The organism is Streptomyces sp. AP-93, from assembly GCF_022808175.1.
GTDB lineage: Bacteria > Actinomycetota > Actinomycetes > Streptomycetales > Streptomycetaceae > Streptomyces.
The window spans coordinates 174,257-182,060 of record NZ_JALGBX010000021.1 but is presented as its reverse complement, the minus strand read 5'-3'; the positions used below and the strand labels follow the sequence as shown (position 1 = coordinate 182,060).

Here is a 7,804-nt window from a genome sequence, read left to right as displayed (position 1 = left end):
GACGGGCCGAACCGGGACTTCTACCTCAAGAAGCGCGGCGAGGGCTGCAAACACGTCCAAGCAGTCATCGCCCTGGCTCGCCGACGCGCCAGCGTCCTGTGGGCTCTCCTGCGCGACAACCGGGCCTTCACCTCCGCCCCACCGGTCACGCAAGCGGCTTGACTTCGTCATTGAGACTCCAGGTGACCCGGATCGGCTCCCCGCCGGGGATGGACTCGGTGGTGACCAGTGCGCTGCCGGCCGGGTCCCGCTCCCCGGGCAGGGCGTCGTTGACGGCGGCGGCGAAGGCGGCGGTGGCGGCCGGCTTCCCGCCCGGGAGCTGGTGGGTGGCGCCGTCGGTCAGGACGATCTGGAGGATCCGCTCGCCCTCGACGCATGCCTCCTGGACGGCGGCGAGCGGGATGTCGGTGTTCCGTGCGCCCCGGACGATGCGCAGCCGGTCGGTGCCGAGCGAGGCCCTCGCATCGTCCCCGCGCCAGAGCGGTTCCTCCCCCTCGGATGTCGACCCGGTGGTGACCAGGGCACTGCCGGCCGGGTCCCGGTCCTCGGGAAGGGCGCGGTTGAGGGCGGCGGCGAAGGCCGCGGTGGCGGTCGGATTGGCGCCGCTCAGCCGGTGGACGGCGCCGTCGGTGAGGGCGATCTCGACGAGCAACTCCTCCCCCGCGCGGGCCTCTTGCACGGCCGCGAGGGGGATGAGCGTGTACTGCGGGCCCTGCTGGATCCGCAGGTGGCCGGCTCGGAGGGTGGCTGACGTGCCGCTGTCGGCACCGCGCCCGATCAGGACGGGGAAGGAGGGCATGGCCCCATGATCCCCGGCGCGGCCGCATGGTTGTAGGGGCGCGGGACGGCTCAGTCGAACCAGCGGTCCCGGGCCAACTCCGGCGTCCGGGACGGGTCCTCCAGCAGGGCCGCCACCTCGAAGCGGCGCGGCCACTGGCCCGCCGCCCAGGCGAGGGCCGCCGCGACGCCCTCCAGGGTGGACGCGTGCAGGGTGCCGTCCGGGGTGCGGCGCCAGTCGAGCTCGATGCCGCCCGCGAGGAGTTCCTCGTGCTCCACGTAGCTCTTCGGGGTGGCCGGGCCCAGGAGCTGGTGCACGGATTCGGGGACCTCGTGCTCCTCGCCCTCGGTGGTCACCTCCGCCGGGACCGTCTCCGAGAGCCGCCGGACCTGGAACAGCTCCGCCAGGTCGGCGGCCCGGGACGGGGCCACCGGCAGCAGCGGGAGCCCGGCCGTCAGGGGCAGCAGGTCGGGGGCGTCCGCGATCAGCGCCTCGGCCGCGTCCACCACGACCACCTCGCCGTCCACGACCGCGCGCAGCTCGTCGGGCAGGGTGACCTGCTCGGGGTCCAGCTCGGCCAGCGCCCCGTACAGGCCGTGCAGTTGGCGTCCGCCGACCTCCCGGTCCGGGTCGGCGAGGCGGCCCAGCAGCTCGGCGGCTCCGCCCGGCTCCTCCAGCAGGGCGGGCACGGTGGTGCGTACGCCCAGGGCCCGCAGGACCTGTTCGTCCTCGAAGCCGGTGGCGTCCGCCGGGGTGTAGAGGCCCGCCAGCAGCGGGTCGCCGCCCGCCGAGCGCAGGCCGGCCGGGCGGCGGCCGTCCAGGACCGGGTGGTCGCGCAGCCACCACGCGGTGTACGAGCGCACGGAGCGGGTGGTGCCGTCCGGGAGCAGGACCCGCACGGGCTGGGTCAGGGCGTCCCGGAAGGGGGGCTGTGCCAGCATGGCCAGGGCCTGGGGCCAGCAGTCGTCGTCGACCAGGTCGAGGTCCCGTACGGCGACCAGCTCGGTGGCGACCGGCGGCACGGGGGTGTCGGGGAGCTGGTCCAGGAGGTCCTCGCACCACACGTCGACGGCGTCGAGCAGACCGGCGTCGTCGGGCTCGGCGAAGTCCCCGTCGCGGGGCTCCAGTTCGTCGGGGTCCAGGACCACGTCGGTGGCGCGGACCAGCTGGAAGGCGGCGAGGACGCCCACGGCGGTGAGGGTCCGCTCGTCCCAGCGTTCCACCAGCTCGGCGTCCAGGTACGGGATCTCGTCCTCGCGGATCACGGAGGCCAGCGGGGAGCCGGGCAGCAGGAGCTCGCCGGCCGGGGTCGGCTCGCCGTCCTCGTCGGGCAGGGCGAGCGCGCCCAGCCACGGTTCGTCGCCGGGGGAGAGCTCGGCGTCCCGGACCAGGCCCAGCACGATGTCGGCCAGTTCCTCGGGGTCGAGGGCGTCCTCGTCCCAGATCTCCCCGGAGTCCAGGGAGGCCGCGACGGCCGCCCGCACCTGCGGGGTGGTCAGGACGGCGCGCGGGCTCGCCGGGAGCGCGCCGAGCTTCTCCAGCAGCGGGTGCACCGCGTCGGGGTGGGCCACCTTCAGGCCGAGCCGGGCCAGGCTCTGCGGGGTGCCCGACCGCGGGACGTCCGCGCCGGGCAGCAGCAGGTGCCGGGGGCCGATCGCGGTGCGGCCGTCGGCCAGCGGCACGGGCAGGCCGGAGAGCCGGTCGGGGTCGACCCCGGCGAGGCTGTCGTAGAGGCGGTACCACCATTCGGGGGTCCGCTCGATGCCCGCGATCCGCTCGATGGCCTCGCCCAGCGGCAGCCGGCCGACGCCCAGGGTGCGCAGTTCGGGGCGGCGTTCCAGCCCGGCCGGGAGCAGGGTCGGCAGCACTTCCGCCAGGACCCGTACGGTGTCGGCGCCCGCGCCCTCCACCACCTCGGCCTCGAAGGGGCGCAGGGCGGCCCGCTCCCCGGGCTGTCCGGGCTGTCCGGGCTCTTCGGGCTCTTCGGGCTCCTCGGCGGGGGCGGCGGGTGCGAGGAAGGCCGTGCGGGGCAGGCGTGCGATGACGGCGGCGCGCAGGGCCCCGTCGAGCTCGCCCTTGCCGAGCGGGCCGGGTACGAGGTCCACGAGCGCGGTGCTCACCGGGTCCCAGGTGCCGAGCAGTTCGGCGTACGCGTCGGCCGCGCGCTCCACGAGGAAGTCGGTCAGCGGCCCCGGCGCGGGGTGCCGGCGGGTGGTGTCCAGCGGCAGCGTCGCGATGAGCAGCGCGGGGATGCCCAGCGGTTCGTCGGTCGGGGTCGGCGCGTGCACCACGGCGGCGGTCGCGGGGCGGACCGGGGCGCCTTCGGTGTCGACGGGCACGGACCAGGACACCGCCCAGACGGGCCGCAGCCGTTCCTCGACGGGCCGGTCGGCGAGCAGCGCCTTCTCGATGGGGCCGGAGTGGCGGACGGTGCGCCATCGCCTGCGGCCGGACGCGGAGTCCGAGGCGGAGTCGGTGATGACGGTGTACGGGCCTTCGGCGCGGCGGGTCAGCGTCCGCACGCCCCCGGTGGGGGTGTCCACGACGACCTCGGCGAGCCCCGGCAGGGTCAGCAGCAGGGCGTCGTCCACGGCGGCGAGCAGCCGCCCGGCCAGTTCCTCGGCGGCGGCGTCGCGCAGCGGGAGGACCACGACGGTGTCGTAGCCCTCGGGCGCGGTGCCCTCGGCGGGCAGCGGGAGGCGCAGCAGCGGGACGTGGCCGTCGCGGCGGCGCAGTTCCTCGCCGAGTCCGGAGCTGCCGACGGCGGCTCCCCGGGCCAGCTCCCGGGCCTCGGCCAGGGACCAGCGGACCCCGCCGTGCCGGCCGAGGACGGCGGGCTCGTCGGAGACGGCCAGGACCGCGGCGAAGCCGACGCCGAAGCGGCCGACGCTCCCGGAGGAGTCGTCGCGCTTGGCGGAGGCGCGCAGCGTGGACAGGGACTCCACGCCGGTGGCGTCCAGCGGGGAGCCGGTGTTGGAGACGGCGAGCAGCGCGTGCCCGTCGGGCTGGTCGGTGCCCGCGTGCAGGGTGAGCCGCAGCCGGCCGGGAACCCCGGCGCGGGCGGCCGCGTCGGCGGCGTTCTGCGCGAGCTCGACGACGAGCCGGTCGCGGTAGCCGCCGAGCGCGAGGTCCTCCTCGGCGTTGGCGTCCTCGCGGAAGCGGGCCGGGCCGGCGCCCCAGGCGTCGAGCACCCCGCGCCGCAGCCGGGCCGTGCCGAAGGGGTCCACGCCGTCCTGGGCCGCCGTCACTCGCACGCTCACGCTGCTGCCTCCAAGCTGTACTGCGCTGTACTGCGCTGTACGGCATCCGGGGAACGCCGGATGCCGGGCCCTGAAGGTATCGCGTGCGTCGAGCGGCTCCGCAAACGAACCGGCTTCAGGCAGACTTCATGAGTCGGTATCGCACTGCTATTTGTGAGGATTGCGCATGATCACGCTCACCAAGGAAGACGGCCCCGCGGACCTGGGCGGCGTAACCCACCTGTCCATCGGGGTCTCGTGGGACCCCACCGTGGGCAGCAGCGGCGGCCTGATGGGCAAGTTCAAGCGGAAGCTGGGGACGGACCTGGACCTGATCGCGATCGCGATGCAGGGTGCGGACCCGGTCCGCCTCGCGGGCCTCGACTCCCTGGACCCCATGGGCAACGGCTCGCTGCTGCACAGCGGGGACAACCAGACCGGCCACGGCGACGGCGACGACGAGACGGTGACCGTCGAGTTCGCCCGGATACCGGGCAACGTCACGTCCATCGTCTTCGTCGCCGCCGCGTACAAGAAGGGCAGTTCCTTCCAGAGCGCCCGCAACATCAGCTTCAAGGTCTACGACGGCACGGGTGGCAGCACCCAGCAGGTCGCCGACATCTGGCCGAGCCTGCTCGGCAGCGACAACGGCTGCGCCGTGGCCAAGGCGGTCCGGGACGGGTCGGGCTGGAAGCTCCACGTCATCAACGAGACCGGCAAGATCAAGGCGGGCGACGAGCAGGCCCTCATGCGCTTCGCCGTGGCCAAGTAGTCGCCGGTTGAGCCCGATGGGGAGCCGAGGGGGAGCGAGGGGACCCGAGGGCTATTCCTGGCCGACGAGGTGCGCGAACACGACGACGTTGGCGTCCCAGTGGCGGTCCTTGGTGAGGTTGCCGCCGCAGGTGATGACGCGGAGCTCGGCCTTGCCGTGGGTGTCGCCGTAGACCTTGTCGGTCGGGAACCGGTCCTTCTTGAACGTGTCGACCGTGTCCACGGCGAAGACGGCGGTGGAGCCGTCGTCGCGGTGGACCTCGATCTTCTCGTCCTTCTTCAGCTTCTTGAGGTTGTAGAAGACGGCCTCGGGCGCCTGGGGGGTGTCCATGTGGCCGACGATGGCGGCCGCGCCCTTCTCCCCGGGGGTCGGGCCCTCCTTGTACCAGGCCGCGTCCTTGGGCTTGCCGAAGTCGGGCTCCTGCATGGCGCCCTGGGCGTCGAGTCCGACGGTGTCGAGCGGGGCGTCGACCTTGATGTCCGGGATCACGATGCGGTCCGGGACGGAGGCCCCCAGCACCGAGGCGGCCTTGGCGGTGGCCGGGTTGTTCTCGGACGCGCCTGCGGCGGCGTCACCGCCGGAGGCGCAGGAGGAGATCAGCAGGACGGTGAGCGCCGAGGCGCCCGCCAGGGCGGCCGCGCGCAGTGCGCGGCCGCTCCGGCGGGGGGCGCGTTCGGGGGCGGACTGCTCAGCCATGGTTCGCGGCGTCCGAGGAGACCCAGGCGAGGGGGGCCTGGCCGGTGTTCACGGAACCCTTGGGGGTCTTGTGGTGGCTCGGGTCGAGCGGGGCCGGCTTCGGCTTCGGGTTGACCGGGCTGGTGGCGTCGGTGGAGAACTTGACGGTGTCGAACTTCTTGCCGCCCGCGTAGGCCCCGACGCCGTAGTAGCCGGACTTGACGTCCTTGGCGACGACCGCGGTGCCGGTCCAGACGCCCTTGCCGTTGCTCTTCAGGTTGACCTGGCCGCCGAAGGCGTCGGACTTGACGAACGCGCTCTTCTCGTTCGCCGAGGTCTTGATGGTGACCTGGATCTTGTCGCCCGGCTTGCCGTTGTCCTTGGACAGGCTGACGGTGGACTCGGTCGGCTTCGGGGCGTCGGCCTTGACCGTGAGCTGCGCGGTGGCCTGGAGCTTCTTGCCGTCGGGGCCCGTGCCGGTGAGGGAGATGCCGTAGGTGCCGGCGGGGACCTTGGCGACGGTGGCCGTGGCGCCGCGGCCGTCGGTCATCTTGACGTCGTTCAGGGCCTTGGAGGAGATGGACAGGTTCGTCGAACCGTCCGGGACCTCCATCGAGAGCTGGACGGAGTCGCCGGCCTTGGCCGAGGAGACCGAGACCTTCAGGGCCACCGGGGCGGCGGTCTTGCCGGTGGCGGGGCTGCTCGACGCCGTCGGGGCGGAGTCGGCGGCGAACGCGACGGCGGGGGCGGCCAGGGCCATAGACGAAGCGAGGGCGATGGCCGAGAAGGTGAGTGCCTTGCGCATGGGGTTCCTCCTGAACGGGCCGGGGTTCGTTCCCGGCACACCAGACATGAGGGACATCCTGGGGTGGTTGGTTGCGCCGCTCCGAGGGGCCGGGAGAGACCCCTGCCGAAGGTCCCGGGGCATGAAACCGCAGGCGGTGGAGGTGATGGGGATCTTCCGTTTGCGGGCTCTTTGCCCCGATTTTTGGGACCAAGGTCCCGGAGGTCGGGGCTGTACGGCGGACTGCGTCCTTCAGGGGTCGTTCAGGACCGCTTCAGGACCTCCTCAGGGCGGACTCAGAACTGACCCGGGACGTCGTCGGGCGGGGTGCGGACAACGCGGAGCCCCCGGTGACGAAGTGTCACCGGGGGCTCCGGAGCGTGTCGGACGGGCTCGGACGGGCTCGGACCGTGTCGGACCGTGTCGGTCAGAGGTTCTCGATGACGTAGTCCACGCACGCGGTGAGCGCCTGCACGTCCGCCGGGTCGATCGCCGGGAACATCGCGATGCGGAGCTGGTTGCGGCCGAGCTTGCGGTAGGGCTCGGTGTCCACGATGCCGTTGGCGCGCAGCACCTTGGCGACCGCGGCCGCGTCGATGTCGTCCGAGAAGTCGATCGTGCCGATGACGGCCGAGCGCTTGGCGGAGTCCGCGACGAAGGGGCTGGCGTACTTCGACGCCTCGGCCCAGCCGTACAGGTGGGCCGCGCTGGCCGACGTACGGCCGGTCGTGAACTCCAGACCGCCCTGGCTGTTCATCCACTCCAGCTGCTCGTTCAGCAGGAAGAGGGTGGAGAGCGCCGGGGTGTTGTACGTCTGGTTCTTCACCGAGTTGTCGATCGCCGTCGGCAGCGAGAAGAACTCCGGGATGTGCCGGCCCGAGGCGTGCACGCGGGCCGCGCGCTCCAGGGCCGCCGGGGAGAACGCCGCCAGCCACAGGCCGCCGTCGGAGGCGAAGGACTTCTGCGGGGCGAAGTAGTAGACGTCGGTCTCGGTGATGTCCACCGGCAGACCGCCGGCACCCGAGGTCGCGTCCACCAGGACGAGGGAACCCTCATCGGCGCCCGCGACGCGCTTGATCGGCGCCGCGACACCCGTCGAGGTCTCGTTGTGGGTGTACGCGTACACGTCCACGCCCGCCTCGGCCACCGGGTCCGGGTGGGTGCCCGGGTCGGAGGAGATCACCGACGGAGCGTCCAGCCACGGCGCGGACTTCGCGGCGCTGGCGAACTTGGAGGAGAACTCGCCGAAGGTGAGGTGCTGCGACTTCCGCTCGATGAGACCGGCGGTCGCGATGTCCCAGAAGGCGGTGGAGCCGCCGTTGCCCAGGATCACCTCGTAGCCCTCGGGGAGGGAGAAGAGGTCCCGGATGCCCTGGCGCACCGATCCGACCAGGTTCTTGACCGGAGCCTGGCGGTGGGAGGTGCCGATCAGGGAGGTACCGGTGGCGGCGAGGGCGTCCAACGCCTCGGTCCGCACCTTGGAGGGGCCCGCGCCGAAGCGTCCGTCGGCGGGCTTGATGTCAGCGGGAATCTGGATCTCGGCCACCAGCGGAGCG

6 protein-coding genes and 1 pseudogene are annotated in these 7,804 nt (G+C 73.2%); 2 read left to right on the top strand and 5 right to left on the bottom strand.

Translation table 11 applies throughout. The annotated features are described in order from the left end of the window. Nucleotides 1-162 (top strand): annotated as a pseudogene (locus MTF69_RS30450) (IS110 family transposase); the annotation flags it as partial. Here the strand turns inward: MTF69_RS30450 and MTF69_RS30445 are convergent. After that, entirely contained in the window at nt 146-799 is a 654-nt protein-coding gene (locus MTF69_RS30445) for a hypothetical protein (RefSeq protein WP_243339394.1), read from the bottom strand. The pseudogene MTF69_RS30450 and the gene MTF69_RS30445 overlap by 17 nt on opposite strands. 50 nt (nt 800-849) lie before the next feature. Further along, nucleotides 850-4,038, bottom strand: a complete 3,189-nt coding sequence (locus MTF69_RS30440) for a sacsin N-terminal ATP-binding-like domain-containing protein (RefSeq protein ID WP_243339393.1) — start codon at nt 4,036-4,038, stop codon at nt 850-852. A gap of 166 nt (nt 4,039-4,204) precedes the next feature. Here MTF69_RS30440 and MTF69_RS30435 point away from each other — a divergent pair, with 166 nt between their 5' ends. Then, complete coding sequence (locus MTF69_RS30435; protein WP_243339392.1) at nt 4,205-4,789, top strand: TerD family protein; 585 nt, start codon at nt 4,205-4,207, stop codon at nt 4,787-4,789. Between the two features lie 51 nt (nt 4,790-4,840). Here the strand turns inward: MTF69_RS30435 and MTF69_RS30430 are convergent, their stop codons facing one another. The 3 genes from MTF69_RS30430 to serC form a co-directional block, all read right to left on the bottom strand. After that, nucleotides 4,841-5,485 (bottom strand): class F sortase, encoded by a 645-nt coding sequence (locus tag MTF69_RS30430; RefSeq protein ID WP_243339391.1) that lies wholly within the window; start codon nt 5,483-5,485, stop codon nt 4,841-4,843. Continuing rightward, a complete protein-coding gene (locus MTF69_RS30425) occupies nt 5,478-6,269 on the bottom strand; it encodes a hypothetical protein (RefSeq protein WP_243339390.1) in 792 nt (263 codons plus the stop codon). Before MTF69_RS30425 ends, MTF69_RS30430 begins: the two co-directional genes overlap by 8 nt. A gap of 406 nt (nt 6,270-6,675) precedes the next feature. Then, nucleotides 6,676-7,794: a phosphoserine transaminase gene (gene serC / locus MTF69_RS30420; RefSeq protein WP_243339389.1), complete on the bottom strand. Its 1,119-nt coding sequence runs from the start codon at nt 7,792-7,794 to the stop codon at nt 6,676-6,678. Nucleotides 7,795-7,804: the final 10 nt, after the last annotated feature.